This window comes from Pseudomonas sp. BNK-7 (assembly GCF_048072025.1).
GTDB classification, from domain to species: Bacteria; Pseudomonadota; Gammaproteobacteria; order Pseudomonadales; family Pseudomonadaceae; genus Aquipseudomonas; species Aquipseudomonas danubii.
In genome coordinates, this window is record NZ_CP182252.1 from 1,470,514 (window position 1) to 1,492,813 (window position 22,300).

Genomic DNA, 22,300 nt, shown 5'->3' on the forward strand with positions numbered 1-22,300 from the left:
ATCGTAGTGAATGGATTTTGTATTAGATACTTATCGATGGCGGCTCTAGTCTCGGCCTACAAAAATCAGGAGACGCGCCATGACCGCCGAGCCCCGCCCTATTGAAGACCGCCTGAACATCCCTGATAGCCGTGGCCTCAACCTGTTTGACTGCGACGCCGGCCTGGGCGCATTGCTCAAGGTCTACCTGCCGCCGGAGGTCTATCAGAAGTGGCTGCCGACCTTGCAGCGCCTGGGGGCCCGGGCCGGTGGCGAGCTCGATGTCTTGGCCCTGTCCGCTGACAAGCACCCGCCGGTATTGCAGCCCCGCACCCGCCGCGGCGAGAACCTGCAGAGCATTGCCAAGCATCCGGACTACATCGCCCTGGAGCGGGTGGCTTACGCCGAGCTGGGCCTGGCCTCCATGAGCCATCGCCCTGACGGCCCGCTGCCACTGGTCAAGTACGCCCTGACCTATCTGTTCGTCCAGGCCGAGTTCGGCCTGTGCTGCCCGGTTAGCATGACCGACTCCCTGGCCCGCACCCTGCGCAAGTACGGCACGCCTGAGCTGGTGCAGCGTTATCTGCCGCGACTGCAGTCCCAGGATTTCGACGAGCTGTTCCAGGGGGCGATGTTCATGACCGAGCAGGCCGCTGGCTCCGATGTTTCGCGCACCGAAACCCGCGCCCGGCTGGAAGACGGCCAATGGCGGTTGTACGGCGAGAAATGGTTCTGTTCCAACCCGGATGCCGACCTGGCCATGGTCCTGGCGCGCCCGGAACAGGCGCCCGCGGGCATGGCCGGGGTCACCCTGTTCCTGCTGCCGAAAGTCCTGGCCGACGGTTCGCGCAACCAGTACCGGATCCAGCGCCTGAAGGACAAGCTGGGCAGTCGCTCCATGGCCAGTGGCGAGATCACCCTGGAAGGCGCCAGCGCCTACCTGATCGGTAAGGTCGGCCGCGGCTTCCAGCAGATGGCCGACATGGTCAACATGTCGCGGCTGTCCAACGGCGTGCGGGCAGCGGGGCTGATGCGCCGCGGGGTCAACGAAGCGCTGTTCATCGCCCGCCAGCGCCGGGCCTTCGGCAAGCATCTGATCGAGATGCCGCTGATGCAGCGGCAGTTGCTGAAGATGATGCTGCCCACCGAGCAGGCGCGCTCGATGTTCATGCAGATCGCCAGTTTGCTGCCTCGGGCTGATCGCGGTGACGAGGCGGCGCGTAAATGTGTGCGGATTCTTACGCCACTGATCAAGTTCCGCGCCTGCCGCGACGCTCGGCGGGTCACCGGCGATGCCATGGAGGTGCGAGGTGGGGTTGGCTACATCGAGGAGTGGAGCGATGCCCGGCTGGTGCGCGACGCCCATCTGGGTTCGATCTGGGAGGGCACCAGCAATATCGTCGCCCTGGACATTGCCCGGGCGGTGACCCGTGAGCAGGCGCTGGAAGCCTTGCAAGGTTATCTGGCGGCACTGCTGGCCGAGGCCGATCTGCCGGACGCCAGCCGCAGGCTGTTCGATTCGGCGCTGCTGCGCACGGTCACAGGCTTCCATACGGTGGCGCAGCAACGCCGGGATGAGCAGGTGCGTCAGTTCGGCAGCGTGCTGTATCACCTGACCAGCGCGATTTTCATGGCCTGGGAAGCTGTGCGTCAGGCTCCGGATTATCGACGCCTGGGCCTGGCTCATCTGGTGCTGGCGCACAAGGTGCTGCCACGGGACCCCTTGAGCCTGGAGTCGGCTATCGATGCCGAGCTGCTGGCGCGCCTGGCCAATGAGAGCCCGCTGTCACAAGCCGAGGCCATGCAACTGCTGCCGGCCTGATTGGCCGGCCCTTTCCGATGTGCGGAGTATCTGGATGAACCTTGCTCAAGGGGCCCTGGCGGGCCTGAAAATCATTGATCTGAGCCGCGTGCTGGGCGGTCCCTACTGTACCCAGGCCCTGGCCGACCACGGCGCCGAAGTCATCAAGCTGGAGCCTTTGAGTGGCGATGAAACCCGGGGTTGGGGGCCACCGTTCGAAGGCGATGACGCCTCATACTTTCGCGGCATCAACCGTAACAAGCGGGGGATTGCCGTCGACCTGTCGCGCACCGAGGGCCTGGCCCTGCTGATGCAATTGCTGGAAGGCGCCGATGTGTTGGTGGAGAACTTCAAGCCCGGCACCCTGCAACGCTGGGGCATCGGTTTTCAGGAGGTGCTGAGCCCGCGTTTCCCGAGGTTGATTCATTGCGCGATCTCTGGCTTTGGCGCCGATGGTCCCTTGGGCGGCTTACCCGGCTATGACGCGGTGATCCAGGCCATGGCCGGCTTGATGAGTGTCAACGGCGAAGGCGAGGGCGGGCCACTGCGCATCGGCTTGCCGATCGTCGATATGGTCACTGGCCTGAATGCGTTGGCGGGGATTCTCCTGGCCCTCAACGAGCGTCAGCGCAGCGGCCTTGGGCAGTCCCTGGATATTTCCCTGTATGACTGCGGCGTCTCCCTGCTGCACCCCCATCTGCCGAACTATTTCGCTTCCGGCAAGCCCCCGAAGCGCACGGGAAATGCCCATCCCAACATCGCCCCTTACGACAGCTATCGCACCGCCGGCGAACCGATTTTCCTTGCGGTTGGCAATGATCGACAGTTCGCCAGGCTATGCCTGGAACTGGGGGCCAGCGAGTTGCTGGAAGACCCGCGCTTTGCCGATAACGGCCAGCGCTCGGTCAATCGCCAAGCCTTGAAACAGGCTTTGGAGCGGCATCTGGTTGCCCACGATGGGGCCTCGCTGGCACCGCGGCTGATTGGCTTGGGAGTGCCTTGTGGTTCGATTGCTACGGTGGATCAGGTGGTGACTCATCCCCATGCCCGGCATCGCGGTCTGCTGGTGGAACTCGATGGTTACCGCGGCATAGGTTCGCCGGTGAAGCTGTCGCGAACCCCGGCTAGCTATCGGACGGTTCCGCCGGCCCTGGGCCAGGATACCCGTGCGGTACTGCAGGGGCTGGGGCTGGATGAGCCGACTATCGCCAAGCTGCTGGCCAGCGGGGTGGTGCGCGGTTGAGGTTTGCACTCAGCGGCGATGGGCTCGCAGTAGGGTGAAGGTGATGCTCGGACTCTGTTGCAGCACCTTCGCGCCGTCGAGGACCTGCACGGCCAGACGATGTTGGCCGCGGTCAATATTCACCAGCGGCAACTCGGGGCCCCGGCTCGGGGCGCCATACGCCTGATCGTCCAGCAGCAGGCGCAGGTGATGCTGCGGCTGCAAGTCCGGCACCAGCGCCACCTGCACCTTGAAGCTGCCGTTGTTGGCCCGCAGCGCGCCGTGCTCTGGCACGCCCTGCAACTGCAGTTGGGCGTAAGGTTCTGCGCTGGCGGGCAGCGCCGTTATCCACAGCAGGCAAAAAGCTGCGACGCGCATCACGGTGATTCCAGCCCTTTACAGGTTCGTGGTTGAAAGGCTCAGCATAGGGCGGCGCGAGGCTGGACGCGGGCGCGGTTAACCTTTGAACACACATAACTCAGCGGTGGCGCGGACCATTGCCAGTTGCTGCAGCGGGTCGCGGCTGGCGGCCTGATTGGCCTGGGCCAGCCATTGCGGGCATTGGCGATCGCCGGCATGGGGGCTGAAGTCGGCCAGTTGCTGCAGCAGACGTTTTTGTAACTGATCGAGTTGTGGTCGGATCTGTCCGGCCAGGTCCTGGCGTGGGGTGTCTGGCGCCCGGCCTTGCAGGTGCCAGCTGGACAGCCTGGCGTACTGCACCAGTTTGTTGGCTTCGATCTGGGCGGCGAAGAACTGCCCAACCCTTTCCTCGCTCAGGTGATAGGTGGCGGCCTGGGCCGTGGCGCCGGCAATCACCTGCTGTTCCCGAGGACGGTCCTCGACAGCCTTGTGGCTGTCCCATTTGCTCAGGGCCACCTGATCGGCAATGGCCAGGCGTTCGCCGATGCTGCCGAGCAACGGGGCGAGAGCGGCGGGGGCTTCGGTGGCGCAGGCGGCTGTGGTGAGCAGGCTGCAGGTCAGGGCGAGGCACAAGTTGAGGCGCGAAGTCATGGGCGGGCTCGGCAGATAAGAGAAGGGCGGCGCCCATGATGCACGCAACCACCCCGGGCAGGGCAAATGCGCGGGCATAAAAAAGGCCTCCCGAAGGAGGCCTCTCGATCACGCGGCTTGCGCCGGCGCTACCGGATCAGCAGCTGTAGTACAGCTCGTATTCCAGTGGGTGTACGAAGGTACGGACCTTGATCTCTTCTTCGCTTTTCAGGGCGATGTAAGCGTCGATGAAGTCGTCGCTGAAAACGCCGCCTTTGGTCAGGAACGCACGACCTTTGTCCAGCTCTTCCAGGGCTTCCTTCAGGCTGCCGCAAACTTGTGGGATCTCTTTGGCCTCTTCAGGCGGCAGGTCGTACAGGTTTTTGTCAGCGGCGTCGCCAGGGTGGATCTTGTTCTGGATACCGTCCAGGCCGGCCATCAGCAGAGCAGCGAAGGCCAGGTATGGGTTGGCAGCCGGGTCCGGGAAACGGGCTTCGATACGGCGGGCTTTAGGGCTCGACACGTAAGGAATACGGATCGAAGCGGAACGGTTGCGTGCCGAGTAGGCCAGCATGACCGGGGCTTCGAAGCCTGGAACCAGACGCTTGTAGGAGTTGGTGGCCGGGTTGGTGAAGCCGTTCAGGGCCTTACCGTGCTTGATGATGCCGCCGATGAAGTACAGAGCGGTGTCGGACAGGCCGGCATAGCCTTCGCCAGCGAAGGTGTTCTTGCCGTCTTTCCAGATCGACATGTGCACGTGCATGCCCGAGCCGTTGTCGCCGTACAGTGGCTTAGGCATGAAGGTGGCAGTACGACCGTAGGCGTCGGCCACGTTGTGCACGACGTATTTCAGGGTCTGGGTTTCGTCGGCTTTCTTCACCAGGGTGTTGAACTTGACGCCGATTTCGTTCTGGCCGGCAGTCGCCACTTCGTGGTGGTGAACTTCGACGGTCAGGCCCATTTCTTCCAGTGCGTTGCACATGGAGGTACGGATTTCGTGGTCGTGGTCGAACGGTGGAACCGGGAAGTAGCCGCCTTTGACGCCTGGACGGTGGCCCTTGTTGCCGCCTTCGATGTCCTGGTCGGACATCCAGGAACCTTGTTCGGAGTAGATCTTGAACATGGAACCGGAGATGTCGGACTTGAATTTCACTTGGTCGAAGATGAAGAACTCTGGCTCTGGACCGGCGAATACGGTGTCGCCGATGCCGGTGGCTTTCAGGTGCTCTTCGGCGCGCTTGGCAATGGCGCGTGGGTCGCGGTCGTAACCTTGCATGCTCGAAGGTTCGATGATGTCGCAGACCAGGATCAGGGTCGGTTCTTCGGTGAACGGGTCCAGCACGGCGGTTTCGTCGTCCGGCATCAGGATCATGTCGGAGGCTTCGATGCCTTTCCAGCCAGCGATGGAGGAACCGTCGAACATCTTGCCGGATTCGAAGAAGTCTTCATCCAGCGCATCACGGGCCGGCATGGTCACGTGATGTTGAGTGCCCTTGGTGTCAGTGAAGCGCAGATCAATCCATTTGACGTCATGATCTTTGATGAGTTGAACCGACTTCGACATAGTGTCCTCCGGGTGGCTTCGGGCTTGGTGTTGGAGTGCCCTTAGAATGTGGGTGATGCCGGCGCGAATACTCTGCCATGGCAACCTGCCTCACAAGGGAGCAAATTGCATGCCAGTGCCCCGAGATGGGTTTTCTGCCCCAAAATCACGCTTTCTGCGGCGGATTTGGCGTAATGCCGGCATTTGGCGCACTGCAATGTAGCGTCTTCTTTGATAAATGACCCGTTTTGGTGCACCTAAAACCTTCTGCACATTAATTGGTTAAACCTTGAGCAATTTCCGCTATAATCCGCGCCCCCCTTTTTCGGCTGGCCCAGCGCGCGCAGTTTTCATGAAACTAATCGTTAAAGTTTTCCCGGAAATCACCATCAAGAGCCGCCCGGTACGGATGCGTTTCATCCGTCAGTTGGCCAAGAACATCCGTGCCGTGCTCCGCGATCTGGACCCGGCCGTGGTGGTCAATGGTGTGTGGGACAACCTCGAGCTGGAAACCGCCCTCAGCGAGCCCAAGGCCCTGAAGGAGCTGACCGAGCGCCTGAGTTGCATGCCCGGCATCGCGCATTTCCTACAGGTTGACGAGTACCCGCTGGGCGACTTCGACGACATCGTTGCCAAGTGCAAGCAGCACTTCGGCGAGGCCTTGCCCGGGAAGATTTTCTCGGTGCGCTGCAAGCGTGCCGGCAAGCATGAATTCAGCTCCATGGACGTGGAAAAGTACGTCGGCAGCCAGCTGCGTCGGCAGTGCGGCGCCGCCGGCATTTCCCTCAAAGAGCCGGAAATCGAAGTGCGGATGGAAATTCGCGACCAACGGTTGTTCGTGATCCACAGCCAGCACAACAGTATCGGTGGCTACCCGCTGGGCGCCCTGGAACAGACCCTGGTGCTGATGTCCGGCGGCTTCGACTCCACGGTCGCCGCTTATCAGGTCATGCGCCGTGGCCTGATGAGCCACTTCTGCTTCTTCAATCTGGGCGGCCGTGCCCACGAACTGGGCGTGATGGAAGTCGCGCACTATATATGGAAGAAGTACGGCAGCTCCCAGCGGGTGCTGTTCGTCAGCGTGCCGTTCGAGGAAGTGCTCGGGGAAATTCTCGGCAAAGTCGACAACAGTCATATGGGCGTCATTTTGAAGCGTATGATGTTGCGTGCCGCCTCAAGCATCGCCGACCGTCTGCACATCGACGCGCTGGTGACCGGCGAGGCGATTTCCCAGGTGTCCAGCCAGACGTTGCCCAACCTGTCGGTGATCGACTGCGTGACCGAGAAGCTGGTGCTGCGCCCGCTGATCGCCAGCCACAAGCAGGACATCATCGACCTGGCCGAAGAGATCGGCACTGCCGACTTCGCCAAGCACATGCCGGAGTACTGCGGGGTCATCTCGGTGAACCCCAAGACCCATGCCAAGCGCCATCGCGTCGAGCATGAAGAGAAAGAATTCGATATGGCGGTGCTCGAGCGTGCGATCGAGCGGGCCAAGCTGGTGCCGATCGATCGGGTGATCGACGAGTTGGGCCAGGATTTGCAGATTGAAGAAGTCAGTGAGGCGCTGGCCGGTCAGATCGTCATCGACATCCGTCACCCGGATGCCCAGGAAGACGACCCGCTGGAGCTTGCTGGCATCGAAGTACAAGCGCTGCCGTTCTATGCATTGAACGCCCGCTTCAAGGAACTGGACCCTACGCGCCAGTACCTGCTGTATTGCGACAAAGGCGTCATGAGTCGCCTGCATGCTCACCATCTGCTCAGTGAGGGACATGCCAATGTGCGCGTTTATAGACCGAGCTAAGTGCCCGGGGATGTTCGCCTGTGGCTTGCGTCACCGGCCCCCCGACGCCGCCGTCCAGCTGTAACGGCCAGGCCTGACTCTATTGTTAATCGCTGCCAGCATTTGTCAGCACACCGAATCCTCTGATCGAGATACACAAGTGATCGAAAATCTACGCAACATCGCCATCATTGCCCACGTTGACCATGGTAAGACCACCCTGGTAGACAAACTCCTGCGTCAATCCGGCACCCTGGAGCGCAACGAGCTCAACGACGAGCGCGTGATGGACTCCAACGACCAGGAAAAAGAACGCGGTATTACCATCCTGGCGAAAAACACCGCCATCAACTGGAACGGCTACCACATCAACATCGTGGACACCCCGGGCCACGCCGACTTCGGCGGCGAAGTTGAGCGCGTAATGTCCATGGTCGACTCCGTACTGCTGCTGGTCGACGCTCAAGACGGCCCGATGCCGCAAACCCGTTTCGTGACCAAGAAGGCGTTCGAAGCCGGCCTGCGTCCAATCGTGGTGATCAACAAGGTTGACCGTCCGGGCGCGCGTCCTGACTGGGTTCTGGACCAGATCTTCGACCTGTTCGACAACCTGGGTGCCACCGAAGAACAGCTGGACTTCAAAGTCGTCTACGCCTCGGCCCTGAACGGCATTGCCGGTCTGGACCACACCGAAATGGCTGAAGACATGACCCCGCTGTACCAGTCGATCGTCGACAACGTGCCAGCGCCAAGCGTTGACCGTGACGGTCCGTTCCAGATGCAGGTTTCCGCTCTGGACTACAACAGCTTCCTGGGTGTGATCGGCGTTGGCCGTATCGCTCGCGGTCGCGTCAAGCCCAACACCCCGGTTGTGGCCATCGACGTCAACGGCAAGCGCCGTAACGGTCGTATCCTCAAGCTGATGGGTCACCACGGCCTGCACCGTGTAGACGTTGAAGAAGCCGCTGCTGGCGACATCGTTTGCATCAGCGGTTTCGACGAGCTGTTCATCTCCGACACCCTGTGCGATCCGACTGTTGTCGAAGCGATGAAGCCACTGAGCGTCGACGAGCCAACCGTTTCCATGACCTTTCAGGTCAACGACTCGCCATTCTGCGGTAAAGAAGGCAAGTTCGTGACCAGCCGTAACATCAAGGAACGTCTGGACAAAGAGCTGCTGTACAACGTTGCTCTGCGCGTTGAAGAAGGCGACTCGGCTGACAAGTTCAAGGTCTCCGGCCGTGGTGAGCTGCACCTGTCGGTACTGATCGAAACCATGCGTCGCGAAGGCTTCGAGATGGGCGTTGGCCGTCCTGAAGTGATCATCCGTGAAGTGGATGGCGTGAAGCAGGAACCGTTCGAAAACGTCACCATCGACATCCCTGAAGAATCCCAGGGCAAGGTCATGGAAGAAATGGGCCTGCGTAAGGGCGACCTGAGCAACATGGTTCCGGATGGCAAGGGCCGTGTACGCCTGGAATACAACATTCCAGCCCGTGGTCTGATCGGTTTCCGTAACCAGTTCCTGACCCTGACCAACGGCGCAGGCATCCTGACCTCGATCTTCGATCGCTACGCTCCGATGAAGTCCGGCCACATGTCCGGCCGTCAGAACGGCGTCCTGGTATCGGTAGAAACCGGCAAGGCCCTGACCTACTCCCTGGAAACCCTGCAGGCGCGCGGCAAGCTGTTCGTCGAGCACGGCCAGGAAATCTACAACGGTCAGATCGTCGGTCTGAACAGCCGTGACAACGACCTGGGCGTCAACCCTACCAAGGGCAAGAAGCTCGACAACATGCGTGCTTCGGGTAAAGACGAAACCATCGCCCTGGTTCCACCTGTTCGCTTCACCCTGGAACAGGCTCTGGAATTCATCCAGGACGACGAGCTGTGTGAAGTGACTCCTAAGTCCATCCGTCTTCGCAAGAAGATCCTGGACGAAGGCGAGCGTACCCGCGCTGCCAAGAAAGCCAAGAACTGAGTCTTTAGTTCCGGCTGAATGAAAACGCCCCCGGTCGCGAGACCGGGGGCGTTTTTTTATGCCTGGAGAAAACCTGTTCATGTAGCCGCTGCCGAGCAGCGCGAGGCTGCGACCGGCTGCAAAGCAGCCGCAAGACGGCCATTGCAGCCGTTCAGGCATTACGCGCCACTTGGATTTACGGCCGCTGCGCAGCCGGTCGCAGCCTCGCAAGCTCGGCAGCGGCTACAGCAGTGGTAGTAGCGGTGAGGCGCGGCGGCTCAGAAACGTTCCAGGGTTCGACTGCTGGTATTGGTCGGGCGCTCCTGGGGCTTGGGCTTGTAGGCGCAGTAGCCCGGGCGCGGGCCGATCTTCGGGTGGTTGCGGCAGGTGTCCGGGCGCTTGTCATAAATGGTGCACAGGCGGCTTTTACGATCCAGATACAGGCAGTCGTTGTTGCTCATGCGCTGCAAGGTGAAGATTTCCGACTTCTGGTTGTAGCGCTCGACGATGCCTTCTTTCTGCAGGCGCTTGGCAATGTTCTTCGCCGGTTCGCCGCGCTCGAATTCGTCGACGATACCAATGCGGATCAGGTCCTTGATCTTCACTTCCACCGGCAGGGTGCAGCAGCTGGACATGCAGGAACCGCACATGGGCGCGGAGTATTTGGCCCAGGTATCGAGACGGTCGATTTCCGCGGCAGCGATCAGGTTGGACTTCATCAAGGTGGTTTTTCCGGCATGTTCCAGGGCGCGCGATCATACCGGGACTGGTGGATTTTTGAACGACTTTAGGTCGGATTTTTCTTGTCTGCCTTGCGATTAGTCCCTGGCGGCACGGCATCTGCATCTTTTTCCCCCGCAGGCGCGCAAGGCTCTCTCGTGAGTCGAGCCATTTGAGACAGCGCCGAACCAGAGCCTTCGCTCCGTGTCAGACCGACTAGGCTCAGACCATTCCATGCTCACTGTGTATCTCGTCAGAGGTCGTATCGATGACTCAGGAATCCCTTGTTCGTGACGCTGAGGTGGCCGCCTTTCGCGAAGCCGTCTTGACCAAACTCACCTACGCGGTTGGCAAAGACCCGGATCACGCCTTCGACCACGACTGGTTCGAGGCCATTGCCCTGGCGGCACGGGACCATATGGTCGATCACTGGATGGATCACACGCGACAGATGTACCGCAAGGGTCAGAAGCGGGTGTATTACCTGTCCCTGGAGTTCCTGATCGGTCGCTTGCTGTTTGACAGCCTGAGCAATCTTGGCCTGCTGGACGTGGCCCGCGAGGCCCTCACCGATCTGGGGGTGGACCTGGAACGCATCCGCCTGCTGGAGCCCGATGCGGCCCTGGGCAATGGTGGCCTGGGGCGCCTGGCGGCGTGTTTCATGGAGAGCATGTCGACCCTGGGCCTGGCCGGTCACGGCTACGGTATCCGTTACGAGCACGGCCTGTTCCGCCAGGCGATTGTCGACGGCTGGCAGCAGGAGCAGACCGAACACTGGCTGGATTTCGGCAATCCTTGGGAGTTCGAGCGCCCCGAGGTGATCTACTCCATCGGCTTTGGCGGCAGCGTCGACAGCGTGACCGACGAAGCGGGCAACATTCGCCAGGTCTGGCGGCCGGCGGAGATCGTCAGGGCGGTGGCCTACGACACTCCAGTGGTGGGCTGGCGTGGGGCCAGCGTCAACACCTTGCGTCTGTGGCGGGCCCGGGCCATGGAGGATTTGCACCTGGAGCGTTTCAACGCCGGTGACCACCTGGGGGCGGTGGCGGAAGTGGCCCGGGCCGAGAGCATCTCCCGGGTGCTGTACCCGGCCGACAGCACCGAGGCGGGCCAGGAACTGCGTCTGCGCCAGGAGTACTTTTTCGTCTCGGCGTCGTTGCAGGATTTGCTGCGGCGCCACAAGAACATGCACGACTCGGTGCTCAGCCTCGGCGAGCACGCGGCCATCCAGCTCAATGACACCCACCCGTCGATTGCCGTGGCCGAGCTGATGCGCCAATTGGTGGACCTGCACGGCATCGCCTGGGATGCGGCGTGGCAGATCACCGTGGACACCCTGGCCTACACCAACCACACCCTGTTACCCGAGGCCCTGGAAACCTGGCCGGTGGGCCTGATGGAACGCATGCTGCCGCGGCACATGCAGATCATCTATCTGATCAACGCCCAGCACATCGACTCATTGCGGGCCAAGGGCCTGCATGATTTCGACGTGCTGCGGGCCGTGTCGCTGATCGAGGAAGACAACGGCCGCCGGGTGCGCATGGGCAACCTGGCGTTCCTCGGCTCCCACAGCGTCAATGGCGTGTCCGGCCTGCACACCCAGTTGATGCGCAGCACGGTGTTCTCCGAGCTGCACAAACTGTACCCGGAGCGGATCAACAACAAGACCAACGGCATCACCTTCCGCCGCTGGCTGTATCAGGCCAACCCGCAACTGACCGAAATGCTGGTGGACGTCCTGGGCCCCGAGCTGCTGGACAATCCCGAGGCGCTGCTACTGGGGCTGGAACCCTTCGCCGAGAAAGCCGCCTTTCGCAAGCAGTTCGCCGAACAGCGGCTGCACAGCAAGCGCGCTTTGGCGGCGATCATCCATGAGCGCCTGGGCATCGCGGTCAACCCGGCGGCGCTGTTCGATGTGCAGGTCAAGCGTATTCACGAGTACAAGCGCCAGTTGCTCAACCTGCTGCATACCGTGGCGCTGTACCAGGCGATCCGCGCCGAGCCGGAAACCGATTGGGTGCCCCGGGTGAAGATCTTTGCCGGCAAGGCGGCCGCCAGTTATCACCAGGCCAAGCTGATCATCAAATTGACCAACGACATCGCCCGTACGGTGAACAGCGACCCGACTGTACGTGGCTTGCTCAAAGTGGTGTTCCTGCCCAACTACAACGTCAGCCTGGCGGAAAGCATCATTCCCGCCGCCGACCTGTCGGAGCAGATCTCCACCGCCGGCTTCGAGGCTTCGGGCACCAGCAACATGAAGTTCGGCCTCAACGGCGCCCTGACCATCGGCACCCTGGATGGTGCCAACGTCGAAATGTGCGAGCAGGTGGGCGCCGAACACATGTTCATCTTCGGTCTCAGCGCCCAGCAGGTGGAGGCGCGCAAGCGCAATGGCGAATTCAGCGCGGTGCCGGATATCGCCGCCTCCCATCGGCTCAGCGATGTGCTGCAGGCGATTCGTGGCGGGGTGTTCTCCCCGGATGATCCGTCGCGTTACACCGCGCTGATCGATTCGCTGATCGACTACGACCGGTTCCTGGTCTGCGCCGATTTCGATGCCTACTGGAGTGCCCAGGCTCGGGTCGAGGAGCGTTGGCACGACGCCAAGGAATGGTGGCGTTCGGCGGTGCTCAACACGGCGCGCATGGGCTGGTTTTCTTCGGACCGGACCATCCGTGAATACGCCACGCAGATCTGGAAGGCGCTGGAGTGAGGCGTTTGGGAGAATTCTCGAACTGTGCATAAGGCCCAACGTTTGTTGGGTCGGGTCGATATACTGAGCGCCGATTTTATCTCCCGGATGGTGTCTTTCGGGCCACGCTCGGCTTCCAATCGGGGACAGACCTGCGCTGGCAAGCCGGCGCCTACAATCTCCGTAGGGGCCGGCTTGCCGGCGAACGCGTCAACACAGCTGTACCTGTCCTTTAGTGGACCGCTTAGGGATATCGACACATGCAATGGATGTTCATGCTGTTGGGGTTGGTGCTGGGGTGGATCGTTGATGAGTCCATCAGTGATGCCCTGATCGGTGCCCTGCTGGGCCTGGCTGTCGGCCTGGCCATTCGCTTCGGCGCCCTGCATCGTCAGGTTGTCGACCAGCACCGTGAGCTGGAACAGGCGAAAAAGGCCCTGGCCACCCTGGGCCAGCGTCTTGCGCTGCTGGAAAGCAACGCTAGCCCCGCCGCCGAACCTGCGGCCGAGCCCCTGGTCAATGCCCCGCTTGCCGAGGCTCGCGCAGGCTCGAGCGCCGCGGCGGAACGCGAAGACCTGCCTGAATTCATTCTTGACGAAGTCCAGCCTGTGGAGCCGGCTGCCCCCGAGCTGGTCTGGGAACTGCCCGCCGCGGTGCGCCCTGCCGCGGCAATCCAAGCCAGCCAGCCGCTGCCGGAGTCGGTCTGGCAACCCGGGCCCCAGGTGTCGTCCCGGGAGCCAGAGCCAGCTGCGGCCCCTGTGGACCTGCAACCGAACCTGATCGAACGCGCCATCAGCGGTGCACGCAACTGGCTGTTTGGCGGCAACACCGTGCTGCGGGTCGGCGTGGTGCTGTTGTTCCTCGGCCTGGCCTTCCTCCTGCGCTATGCCACCGAAGGCATGGTGGTGCCCATCGAATTGCGTTATGCCGGAGTGGCGGCCAGCTCCCTGGGCCTCTTGGGGCTGGGTTGGTGGCTGCGGCGGCGCAACAGCAACTACGCCCTGATGCTGCAGGGCACCGGCATCGCCGTGCTCTACCTTACGGTGTTCGCGGCCATGCGCCTGCACCCGTTGCTCGACCCTTCTGCGGCTTTGGGCCTGCTGGTGGCCGTGACCGTGTTTTCGGCGATCCTGGCCATTACCCAGGATGCCCTGGGTCTGGCGGCGGCCGCCGCCCTGGGCGGTTTTGCCGCGCCCATCCTGACGTCCACCGGCGCCGGCAGCCATGTGGCGCTGTTCAGCTACTTCGCCCTGCTCAACGCCGGCATCCTCGGCATTGCCTGGTTCAAGGCCTGGCGCCTGCTGAACCTGATCGGCTTTGTCGGCACCTTCGGCATCGGTTTCGCCTGGGGCCTGCGCTCCTATGCCCCGGAGCTGCTGTGGAGTACCGAGCCGTTCCTGATCCTGTTCTTCCTCATGTACCTGGCCATTGGCCTGCTGTTCACCCGGCGCAAGCTGCTGGACATGACCGATGCTCCGGCGCACGCCGATCGTCAGGCGCTGCTGCACTGGTCCGCACGCAAGGGTGACTACGTCGATGGCAGCCTGCTCTTCGGCCCGCCGTTGGTGGCTTTCGGTTTGCAACTGGCGCTGGTCCGGCATCTGGAGTTCGCGGCGTCTTTCAGTGCCCTGGCCCTGGGCTTGATCTACATGGTCCTGGCGCGGGTGCTGATGGGGGGGCGCGCCCTGTTGCTGGGGGAAACCTGCCTGGCCCTGGGGGTGATTTTCGCCAGCCTGGCCATTCCGTTGGGCCTGGATGCGCGCTGGACGTCGGCGGCCTGGGCCGTGGAGGGCGCGGGGATCTTCTGGCTCGGCCTGCGTCAGCAGCGGCCATTGGCCCGGGCCTTCGCCTTGCTGTTGCAGGTGGGCTCGGCCCTGGCTTTCCTCAGTGAATTGAGTCCCGGGAACACCAGCCTGCTGGCCGGTGCGCCTTTGGGGGCATTGCTGCTCGGTGGCGCGTTGCTGTTCAGCTTCGACCAACTGCGACGGGCCGATAAGTCCTTGCCTTCGACCTGGGAGCAGGGCATTGCGCCTCTCCTGGCGGTGCTTGGGCTAGGTTTCCTGTATCTGCTGGCGCCCTTGTTCTTCTTCACCCAGGGCACGGCCATCAGTTGGGCCCTGGCCGGGCTGGCGACCTTGTGGGTCGGCCTGCGCCTGCAATCGCGGGCCTTCCTGTTCACGGCATTCGGCATCCAGTTGTTCGGCGGGGCCTTGTTCCTGATGCGCCTGCAAGGAGCGGACGGCGACGCCAGCGCAGTCTTCAGCGCCGGCTGGAGCGGCCTGATGAGCGCCTCGCTGATTGGGCTGGCGCTCATTGGCGGCATGCTCCTGGCCGCCCGCAATGACATGGTGCGCAAGGACCCGCGCTTGTTGCGGGGGCTGTCGGTGGTGCTGCTGGCAGGCTTGATGATGATCAACCTGGCGGTGCTGTTTGTGCTGCCTTGGCGTACTGCCAGCGGGGTCTGGGCCGCCAGCGGGCTGTTGATCATCTGGCTCAGCCTGTACTTGCAGCAGCGGGCCAGTTTTGTCTTTGGCCTGGTGCTCCAGGTGATCGGCGGCAGCACCTTCCTGCTGGCCGGTTCGGACTGGTATTTCGTGGCGGTGGCGGACGCTGCGCGGCCCCTGGCCAATGGCGACTTCTGGACGCCGATGGTCCTGGCTCTGGCGGCGCTGGTAGGGGCCTGGCGCTTGCAGCGGGGCCATCATGGCTCGGCGTTCGATGCCTTGAGCCTGGGGCGCCTGTCCGACCTGTTGTTGGCCTGGGGTGCTTGCTGGTGGGCCTTTACCTGGCTCAAGGAAGTACTGCGCTTCGCCCCGGCCCATTGGCAGGCGAGCCTGTTGCTGCTGATCACCGCAGCCAGCATGCTGCTCTGCGCGCTACTGGCGGTGCGCCTGCAGTGGAAGTCCCTGGGCCTGGTGTGCAGCCTGCTGATACCGGCGGGAGCCCTGGTGCTGCTGGCGGCTTGGGCACCGCGTTATCACCCGGCGGCGGACCTGGGCTGGCTGGCCTGGACCCTGCTGTTCGCCGTGCACTTCTTCAGTCTGCGGCGCCTGGCGGCATGGCTGCCGACGCGGGTCCTGAGCATCGCCCATGTGCTGGGTTGCTGGCTGCTGCTGGGGGTGTTGGCGCTGGAACTGCGCTACGCCTTGCTGCTGTTGTCCGAGCAGTACAACGCCTGGCGCTGGCTGGGCTGGGCGATCCTGCCGAGCCTGTATCTGGTGGCCATGGCCGCGCCGCGCCATTGGCCGTGGCCGGTTGCCGCGCATTCCAGGGAGTACCGCCTGTATGCCGCGCTGCCCTTGGCGGTGTTGATGCTGGGCTGGTTCTGGCTGGCCAATACCTTCAGCGACGGCCGTGCCGAGCCGTTGCCTTACTTGCCGCTGCTCAATCCCCTGGAGCTGGGGCTGCTGTTTGCCCTGTTCGGGGTGTATGTGTGGTCCCGCAGCGCGGTGCAGGTGCTGGCGCTTCGGAGCGATTACGCCGAGCGCGGCGCCCAGTTGGTGGCGGGGGTTTCCCTGTTCGCCTTCTTCACCGTGCTGGTCATGCGCGCGGCTCACCATTGGAGCGGCGTGCCGTTCCAGGCGGATGCGTTGCTTGAGTCGATGATGGTCCAGGCCGGGCTGTCCATCGTCTGGACCCTGATTGCCCTGGGCTTGATGATCGGCGGGCATGTGCGCCATCGCCGCGAAGTCTGGCTGATCGGCGCGGCGTTGATCGCGGTGGTGGTGGCCAAGCTGTTCCTGGTGGAATTGAGCAATCGTGGCGGGCTGGCGCGGATCGTCTCTTTCATCGGGGTCGGTGTGTTGTTGCTGGTGGTGGGTTATTTCGCCCCCTTGCCGCCCAAGCGGGTCGAGGCCGAGCCTGAAGCCGGCAAGCCCTTGAATGAAGGAGTGTCGTCTTGAGTCAGAAGTTGAACCTGCGCTGGTGGGGGGCTGCGGGCCTGTGTGTGGCATTGTCCGCCGTGGCCCAGGACAAGCCCGGGGACTTCAAGTCCCAGGTGCCCTTGACCCTGAGCGGAGAAGGCCCCTGGTACCGCCTGGAGCTGCCGCTCGCCGTGCAGCTCCAGGCCAGCCAGATCGATCTGCGGGATATTCGCGTGTTCAACGCCGCCGGCGAGCCCCAGGCCTATGCCGTGGCCCGTCAGCAGGCGCAGACTCGCGAGCAGCGCAGCCTTGCTGATGTGAAGTGGTTCCCGCTGTACAATTCGGCGCAAGCTGGCGACAGCATCCCCAGTGTGCGGGTGCAGTCCAACGCCAATGGCACGCTGGTTCAAGTGCAGCCGGCCACTGAGTTGGAGGCGGGTGAAGAAGTCCTGCGAGGCTGGTTGCTGGATGCCAGCGCCATCAAGGCGCCGCTGCAACAACTGGTGCTGGACTGGACCAGTGAGCGCGACGGTTTCCAGCGTTTCAGCATCGAGGCCAGTGACGATCTGCAGCACTGGCAATCCTGGGGAGAAGGCCAGGTGGCACGGCTGTCGTTTGCCGACGAGCGGGTCGAGCAGCATGAGGTGGCTTTGCCCGGGCAGTCGGCACGTTACTTGCGCTTGCTGTGGAACACCCCACAGGCGGCGCCGGTGCTCACTTCCGTGCAGTTGCAGAGCAGCACCACCAGCAGCCTGCCGTCGCCGCTGGTGTGGTCGCAACCGCTGGGCGGCACGGCCGCCAAGGCCGGTGAGTACAGTTGGCAGTTGCCCAAGGGGCTGAATGTCGAGCGCGTGCGGGTCGAGCTCAAACAGGCCAATAGTCTGGCGCCCGCAACATTGTACGGACGCCGTGAGAGCAGCCTGCCCTGGCAGCCCCTGAGCAATGGCCTGCTGTACCGCCTGACCCAGAACGGCCAGGACGTGCAGCAGAACGAACTGCAATTGCCGGGGCAGACCGTGCAGCAGCTCAAATTGACAGTGGATGAGCGTGGCGGCGGCCTGGGCGCGGAGGCGCCGACTCTGCAATTTGCCGTACGCGGCACGCAACTGGTGTTCCTGGCTCGTGGCGCCGGGCCCTATACCCTGGCGCTGGGCAACCCGACCGCAACAGCGGCCAACCTGCCGTTGGCCACCCTGATTCCTGACTACAGTCCGCAGCGTCTCAAGGAACTGGGCCAGGCCAAGGTCGAAGGCGCGGCGCAATTGACGACGTCCACTGCGGCGTCGCCGGACGTCGCCGTGGCCAGCGGGTCGGACTGGAAAAAAATCGGCCTGTGGGCGGTGCTGCTCCTGGGGGTGCTGGCATTGGCCGGCATGGCCTTCAGTCTGCTGCGCAAGCCGGCGGTCAAATCCTGAGCGGTTGCGGGGATGGCAGAGGGCGCTGTGGCCAGTCATGGCTGAGGTTTTGTGGCTACGCTGAAACCGGTGCCTGAACTCTATCTGCCGGTTCCCTGTCTGAGAGGAGGAAATGCGCCCCGACTCGCGTTAAACTGCGCGGGTTTTTAGTCCCCCATTCCTCCGGAGCCTTCCATGTCCCGCGTTACCCTGAGTCGCTATTTGATTGAGCAGACCCGCAGCAACAACACTCCTGCCGATCTGCGCTTCCTGATCGAAGTGGTGGCGCGTGCTTGCAAGGAGATCAGCCACGCTGTGTCCAAAGGCGCCCTGGGTGGTGTTCTGGGCAGCATGGGCACGGAAAACGTGCAGGGCGAAGTGCAGAAGAAGCTCGACGTGATTTCCAACGAGATCCTCCTGGAAGCCAACGAATGGGGCGGTCACCTGGCCGGCATGGCGTCCGAGGAAATGGACAATGCCTACCAGATCCCGGGCAAATACCCGAAAGGTGCCTACCTGCTGGTATTCGACCCGCTGGACGGTTCGTCGAACATCGATATCAACGCGCCCGTTGGCACCATCTTCTCGGTGCTGCGTTGCCCGAACGAGTACCTGAGCCAGAACGAAGCCTTGAACGAAAAGGCCTTCCTGCAGCCGGGCACCCAGCAGGTTGCTGCCGGTTACGCCATCTACGGCCCGCAGACCATGCTGATCCTGACCCTGGGGCATGGCGTCAAGGGCTTCACCCTGGACCGTGAAATGGGCAGCTTCGTGCTGACCCACGAAGACATCAAGATCCCGGAATCCACCCAGGAATTCGCCATCAACATGTCCAACGAGCGTCACTGGGAAGCCCCGGTCAAGCGCTACGTGAGTGAGCTGCTGGCCGGCGACACCGGGCCACTGAAAAAGAACTACAACATGCGCTGGGTCGCGGCCATGGTCGCCGACGTGCACCGTATCCTGACCCGTGGCGGCCTGTTCATGTACCCACGCGACAGCCGCGAGCCGGAGAAGCCGGGCAAACTGCGGCTGATGTACGAAGCCAATCCGATGTCCTTCCTCATCGAACAGGCTGGCGGTTCTTCTACCGACGGTCGCCAGCGCATCCTCGACATTCAGCCTGAAGGCCTGCACCAGCGTGTTGCCGTATTCCTTGGTTCCAAGGAAGAAGTGGCTCGTGTGACGGGCTACCACAAGGAATAAGACATGGCCCAGTCCTGGCAGCCTCTGCTTGATTGGTGGTTCGGTTCAGCCGAAAAGCCGGCAGAGGTGGTCGCTGCCAAGGGCGGGCTGTGGTTTGGCAAACGCGACAGCCAGGACCTCGAAGCGCGCCAGCGCTTTGGTGGTCTGGTGGAGCAGGCACTGGCTGGCGGATTGACCGAGTGGACGCAAAGTCCCCAAGGTTGGCTGGCCTTGGTGCTGTTGCTCGATCAGTTGCCGCGGATGATCTATCGCGATACGCCCAAGGCGTTCTCCGGCGATACCCGTGCCCAGGCACTGGTGGCGCAAGGCATTGCCGCGGATTTTGACCGGCGCCTGCCGGCCATGCAGCGCTGCTTCATCTACCTGGTGTTCGAGCATTGCGAGCATCTGGCGGTGCAGAACGAAGGGGTTTCCCGCTTTGCTGCCCTGCACGACGAACAACCGGAGGACGATCGCCCGGTGTTCGCCGATCAGCTGGACTACGCCGAACGGCACCAGAAAATCATTGCCCGCTTCGGGCGCTTTCCCCATCGCAACGCCATCCTCGGTCGTGAGTCCACTGCCGAGGAGCTGGCTTTCCTGCGCGAGCCTGGTTCGCGTTTTTAAGCGCGCTTTGACCGGCAAGCCGGCTCCTACGGAAGAGTGGTAGGAGCCGGCTTGCCGGCGAAGCTGCTCCTCAGATACGGAAGCTGCCCACCAGGTGCTGCAGGCGCTTGGCCTGTTGTTCCAGGTCGGCGCAGGCGCGCAGGGTGGCTTGCAGGTTTTCCACCCCTTCCTGATTCAGGGTGTTGATTTCGGTGATGTCGACGTTGATCGACTCCACCACCGCGGTCTGCTCCTCGGTGGCGGTGGCCACCGACTGGTTCATGCCGTCGATTTCGCCGATGCGCTGGGTCACGCTGCCCAGGCGTTCGCCGGCCTGGTTGGCGATGCCGACGCTGCTTTCGCTCTCACGCTGACTCTCGGTCATGGTGCCCACCGCTTCACGGGCGCCCACTTGCAGCTCCTCGATCATTTTCTGCACTTGCTGCGCCGAATCCTGGGTGCGGTGGGCGAGGTTACGCACCTCGTCCGCTACCACCGCGAAACCGCGTCCGGCCTCACCGGCGCGAGCCGCTTCGATGGCGGCGTTGAGGGCCAGCAGGTTGGTCTGCTGAGAAATGCTGGTGATGACTTCGAGGATCTGCCCGATGTTCACCGTGTTGCTGTTGAGGGTCTCGATGTTGTCGCAGGAGCTGCTGATCTTTGCCGACAGCTGATGCATGGCGGCGATGGTCTGATCCACCACTTGCTGGCCGTCTTGCGCCAGGCTGCGGGCCTCGCTGGAGTGCTGCGAGGCGAGGGCAGCGTTCTGGGCGATTTCCTGGGCAGCGGCGCCCAGTTGGTTGATGGCCGCGGCCACGCTGCTGGTGCGCGAAGCCTGTTGGTCGGAGTTGAACATCGACGAGTTGGAGGCGGCGACTACGCGCAGGGCCACTTCATTGACCTGACCGGTGGCCGAGGACACTTCGCGGATCGAACTGTGGATGCGTTCGACGAAACGGTTGAACGACACCCCCAGGGTGCCGAATTCGTCGTGGCCATGGATCACCAGGCGTTTGGTCAGGTCGCCTTCGCCTTCGGCGATGTCGTGCATGGCCCGGCCCATCACGTGCAGCGGCTGCATCAGGATGCGGATCAGCATGCCCAGCAGGCTGATGATGATCACCACCGCGATCAGCATGGCGATGATCGCCGAGGTGCGAAATTCACTGAGCACGGCGAAGGCGGTGTCCTTGTCCAGGACCAGGGCCACGTACCAGTCGGCCGAGGGCACGCCGTTGACGTGGGTGAAGGAGATGAACTGGGTCTTGCCGTTCAGTTGCACTTCTTTCAGGCCGGGGCTGATGCTCGGGGCACCTGCGGGATAGGCTTCGGCGAGGCTCTTGAGCACCAGTTTGCTGTCGGGGTGGATGAGGATCTTGCCGTCGGCGCTGACGATGAAGGCCTGGCCGTGACCGCCGAAGTTCAGCGAGTTGATGATGGCGCTGATGCTCGACAGGTCGATATCGGCGCCGGCCACGCCGATCATCTGGTTCTGATGCTGCACCGGGGTGGCCACGGTGATCACCAGTTTGCCGGATGAAGCGGCGATGTAGGGTTCGGTGACGATGGTCCGTTGCGCGCCGGTGGCCGCCTTGTACCAGCCGCGGGCGCGGGGGTCGTAGTCGGCGGCGCGATTGCCGGCCGGCACCGAAAACATCACGCCGTCCTGGCCGCCGAAGTAACTGAGCTGGAAGTTGCTGGTATAGGCGGGCAGGCCGACGCTGCGTTTCAGGCTCTCGGCGCCGTTGCCGTCCACGGCGATCTGCTGGGCCAGAGACTGCAGGAGCTGGATGCGGCTTTCCAGCCAGGTCTGGATATTGCTGGTGGTCAGGCTGCCCAGTTCCTGCATGGTGGACTCGGTGCTGCTGCGCAGGGCCTCACGCTGTCGGTAGTCATTGAACAGAATAAAACAGGCGAACGCGACGGCCACCACAAGGGCGGCGGCAAGCAGGATCTTGTGGCTGAATTTCATATTGCTGGTCATTAAGTGAACTACCGCGATGGGCTGGTCAACGAGGGGCGTCAATTTGCCACAGTGGAGGGCTTTGCGCTGCAGTTATGTCGACTGGCTATTACTGAAGATGAGGCCTCGTGGAGAAAAACCGACGAACAGCAGGGCAAGGCGAAAAGGTGTTTGATTTACCGGGAAAATGCCCGGAGCAGCGGGCAAGAAATACCCGGCCGAGCGGGGAACCAGAAGGGGGTTTTCTCTTCTAAGCTTCTGGTTGGCTGACAGGCCTTCCCCCTTTCGTCCAGGAGTTCACCATGTCCCTGCGTTCTCTCGCTCTGTTGTCGTTCTGCGTGCTGCTGGCTGCGTGCAGCAAGGTCAATCAGGAAAACTATTCCAAGCTCTCGGCGGGCATGCCCAAGGCCGAGGTTGAACAACTCCTGGGCAAGCCGACTGACTGTTCGGGCGCGCTGGGCATGTCCAGCTGCACCTGGGGCGACAAGAACAGCTTTATCAGCGTGCAGTATGCCGGTGACAAGGTTCTGATGTTTTCCGGGCAAGGCCTGAAGTAAAAAAACCGGGGCTTCGGGCCCACGGGAGAAAAA

General features: G+C 62.6%; 14 protein-coding genes and 2 pseudogenes. 10 read left to right on the forward strand and 6 right to left on the reverse strand.

Annotation, left to right across the window (positions count from 1 at the left end; translation table 11 throughout):
• Positions 1-79: 79 nt before the first annotated feature.
• Positions 80-1,801, forward strand: coding sequence for an acyl-CoA dehydrogenase family protein (locus ACMGF8_RS06905; RefSeq protein ID WP_416759103.1), 1,722 nt, complete (start codon positions 80-82; stop codon positions 1,799-1,801).
• Positions 1,802-1,835: 34 nt separating this feature from the next.
• A complete protein-coding gene (locus ACMGF8_RS06910) occupies positions 1,836-3,023 on the forward strand; it encodes a CaiB/BaiF CoA transferase family protein (protein WP_207166943.1) in 1,188 nt (395 codons plus the stop codon).
• A 9-nt stretch (positions 3,024-3,032) separates the two neighbouring features.
• Here the strand turns inward: ACMGF8_RS06910 and ACMGF8_RS06915 are convergent.
• The 3 genes and pseudogenes from ACMGF8_RS06915 to glnA form a co-directional block, all read right to left on the reverse strand.
• Positions 3,033-3,338, reverse strand: a pseudogene (locus ACMGF8_RS06915) (DUF4124 domain-containing protein); the annotation flags it as partial.
• Between the two features lie 120 nt (positions 3,339-3,458).
• Entirely contained in the window at positions 3,459-4,013 is a 555-nt protein-coding gene (locus tag ACMGF8_RS06920) for a chorismate mutase (protein ID WP_207166944.1), read from the reverse strand.
• A gap of 136 nt (positions 4,014-4,149) precedes the next feature.
• Positions 4,150-5,556, reverse strand: a complete 1,407-nt coding sequence (gene glnA / locus ACMGF8_RS06925) for a glutamate--ammonia ligase (protein ID WP_016965623.1) — start codon at positions 5,554-5,556, stop codon at positions 4,150-4,152.
• Positions 5,557-5,887: 331 nt separating this feature from the next.
• Here glnA and thiI point away from each other — a divergent pair, with 331 nt between their 5' ends.
• Entirely contained in the window at positions 5,888-7,342 is a 1,455-nt protein-coding gene (gene thiI, locus ACMGF8_RS06930) for a tRNA uracil 4-sulfurtransferase ThiI (protein WP_102862749.1), read from the forward strand.
• A gap of 139 nt (positions 7,343-7,481) precedes the next feature.
• Entirely contained in the window at positions 7,482-9,302 is a 1,821-nt protein-coding gene (gene typA, locus ACMGF8_RS06935) for a translational GTPase TypA (protein ID WP_025130242.1), read from the forward strand.
• A 257-nt stretch (positions 9,303-9,559) separates the two neighbouring features.
• Here the strand turns inward: typA and ACMGF8_RS06940 are convergent, their stop codons facing one another.
• A complete protein-coding gene (locus tag ACMGF8_RS06940; protein WP_180988553.1) occupies positions 9,560-10,003 on the reverse strand; it encodes a YkgJ family cysteine cluster protein in 444 nt (147 codons plus the stop codon).
• A gap of 266 nt (positions 10,004-10,269) precedes the next feature.
• On the opposite strand from ACMGF8_RS06940, the gene ACMGF8_RS06945 reads away from it, so the two are divergent.
• From ACMGF8_RS06945 to ACMGF8_RS06965, 5 genes are all read left to right on the forward strand, one after another.
• On the forward strand, positions 10,270-12,720 hold the full coding sequence (locus tag ACMGF8_RS06945; protein ID WP_102862751.1) for a glycogen/starch/alpha-glucan phosphorylase: 2,451 nt from the start codon (positions 10,270-10,272) through the stop codon (positions 12,718-12,720).
• A gap of 239 nt (positions 12,721-12,959) precedes the next feature.
• Complete coding sequence (locus ACMGF8_RS06950) at positions 12,960-16,601, forward strand: DUF2339 domain-containing protein (RefSeq protein ID WP_102862752.1); 3,642 nt, start codon at positions 12,960-12,962, stop codon at positions 16,599-16,601.
• Positions 16,598-17,977, forward strand: coding sequence for a DUF3999 domain-containing protein (locus tag ACMGF8_RS06955; protein WP_416759107.1), 1,380 nt, complete (start codon positions 16,598-16,600; stop codon positions 17,975-17,977). The genes ACMGF8_RS06950 and ACMGF8_RS06955 overlap by 4 nt, the downstream gene beginning before the upstream one ends.
• 174 nt (positions 17,978-18,151) lie before the next feature.
• Positions 18,152-19,162, forward strand: a complete 1,011-nt coding sequence (locus tag ACMGF8_RS06960) for a class 1 fructose-bisphosphatase (protein WP_102862754.1) — start codon at positions 18,152-18,154, stop codon at positions 19,160-19,162.
• 3 nt (positions 19,163-19,165) lie between these two features.
• Positions 19,166-19,768 (forward strand): DUF924 family protein, encoded by a 603-nt coding sequence (locus tag ACMGF8_RS06965; RefSeq protein ID WP_102862755.1) that lies wholly within the window; start codon positions 19,166-19,168, stop codon positions 19,766-19,768.
• 70 nt (positions 19,769-19,838) lie between these two features.
• On the opposite strand, the gene ACMGF8_RS06970 is transcribed toward ACMGF8_RS06965, so the two are convergent.
• Complete coding sequence (locus tag ACMGF8_RS06970; protein ID WP_371826192.1) at positions 19,839-20,603, reverse strand: methyl-accepting chemotaxis protein; 765 nt, start codon at positions 20,601-20,603, stop codon at positions 19,839-19,841.
• A gap of 93 nt (positions 20,604-20,696) precedes the next feature.
• Positions 20,697-21,731, reverse strand: a pseudogene (locus ACMGF8_RS06975) (cache and HAMP domain-containing protein); the annotation flags it as partial.
• A 281-nt stretch (positions 21,732-22,012) separates the two neighbouring features.
• Here ACMGF8_RS06975 and ACMGF8_RS06980 point away from each other — a divergent pair.
• Positions 22,013-22,267 (forward strand): hypothetical protein, encoded by a 255-nt coding sequence (locus ACMGF8_RS06980; protein WP_011058771.1) that lies wholly within the window; start codon positions 22,013-22,015, stop codon positions 22,265-22,267.
• The last annotated feature ends 33 nt before the right edge of the window (positions 22,268-22,300 follow it).

Coding starts and splice junctions, on each gene's coding strand:
- ACMGF8_RS06910 (WP_207166943.1), top strand. CDS start 1,836: ATGAACCTTGCTCAAGGGGCCCTGGCGGGCCTGAAAATCATTGATCTG.
- ACMGF8_RS06945 (WP_102862751.1), top strand. CDS start 10,270: ATGACTCAGGAATCCCTTGTTCGTGACGCTGAGGTGGCCGCCTTTCGC.
- ACMGF8_RS06980 (WP_011058771.1), top strand. CDS start 22,013: ATGTCCCTGCGTTCTCTCGCTCTGTTGTCGTTCTGCGTGCTGCTGGCT.
- ACMGF8_RS06950 (WP_102862752.1), top strand. CDS start 12,960: ATGCAATGGATGTTCATGCTGTTGGGGTTGGTGCTGGGGTGGATCGTT.
- ACMGF8_RS06965 (WP_102862755.1), top strand. CDS start 19,166: ATGGCCCAGTCCTGGCAGCCTCTGCTTGATTGGTGGTTCGGTTCAGCC.
- ACMGF8_RS06970 (WP_371826192.1), bottom strand. CDS start 20,603: ATGTTCAACTCCGACCAACAGGCTTCGCGCACCAGCAGCGTGGCCGCG.
- ACMGF8_RS06960 (WP_102862754.1), top strand. CDS start 18,152: ATGTCCCGCGTTACCCTGAGTCGCTATTTGATTGAGCAGACCCGCAGC.
- ACMGF8_RS06905 (WP_416759103.1), top strand. CDS start 80: ATGACCGCCGAGCCCCGCCCTATTGAAGACCGCCTGAACATCCCTGAT.
- thiI (WP_102862749.1), top strand. CDS start 5,888: ATGAAACTAATCGTTAAAGTTTTCCCGGAAATCACCATCAAGAGCCGC.
- ACMGF8_RS06920 (WP_207166944.1), bottom strand. CDS start 4,013: ATGACTTCGCGCCTCAACTTGTGCCTCGCCCTGACCTGCAGCCTGCTC.
- glnA (WP_016965623.1), bottom strand. CDS start 5,556: ATGTCGAAGTCGGTTCAACTCATCAAAGATCATGACGTCAAATGGATT.